Annotated in this window: 1 protein-coding gene; it reads left to right on the top strand. The window is 65.7% G+C overall.

The annotated features are described in order from the left end of the window. On the top strand, window positions 1-839 hold an 839-nt coding region (locus tag CH339_RS23625), incomplete at both ends, for an integrase core domain-containing protein (protein ID WP_111436866.1).

Below are 839 nucleotides of genomic sequence, written 5' to 3'. Positions count from 1 at the left end.
AAGGCCGGCCGGTCGTCGGCCTTTGCCACGGTCGGGGCCTTTTACCGCCACCACGGCACCTGCTCGCAGACCTTCCGCAAATATTACAATCGCTACCTGCAGGAGGGCGGTGCCGACGCGGCGCTGATGCCGTGCCGTCGCGGGCCCAAATGGAAGGGGCGCCGGCTGCCGGCCGAGGTCGTCGAACTGGCGCTGGCCGAGCGACGGCGGGGGCTGAACCGCTACGAGATCTGTGCTGTACTGGCCGAACGCAAGCTGCCGGTGCCGTCGCCCTCGACCATCTACCGGCTCTGCCGCGACCATGGCCTCAACCGGCGCAGCAAGAAGATGATCGAAGAAAAGCGGCGCATCATCAAGGACCGGCTGGGCGAACTCGGCCATGTCGACCTGCACCAGCTGCCGCGCGACCTGTTCCTTTCCCCGCAAGGCGGCACGCACTTCCTGGTCAGCGTCGTCGACAGCTGCTCGCGGCTCGCCTGGGCCGAGCTCGTCACCGGCAAGAAGGCGCTGCCGGTGATGTTCAAGACGCTGAAGATGCTCAATACCTTGAACCGGCGGTACGGCCTTCAGTTCGAGGCGCTCATGACCGACAACGGCGCGGAGTTCGCCGCCCGCACCAATCCGGCCGAGCATCCGTTCGAGGCCATGCTGATCGAACTGGGCATCGCCCACCGCTACACCCGGCCTTATCGGCCGCAGACCAACGGCAAGGTCGAGCGCTTCTGGCGCACCCTCGACGACGACCTCATCGACGGCACCACCTTCGACACCCCCGAGCACCTGGCCAACGAGCTCATCGAATATATCATCTACTACAACGAGTTCAGGCCCCACCAGGC

Origin of the sequence: Rhodobium orientis, from assembly GCF_003258835.1 — a bacterium.
Taxonomy (GTDB): domain Bacteria; phylum Pseudomonadota; class Alphaproteobacteria; order Rhizobiales; family Rhodobiaceae; genus Rhodobium; species Rhodobium orientis.
This window is presented reverse-complemented; position numbering and strand designations above follow the sequence as displayed.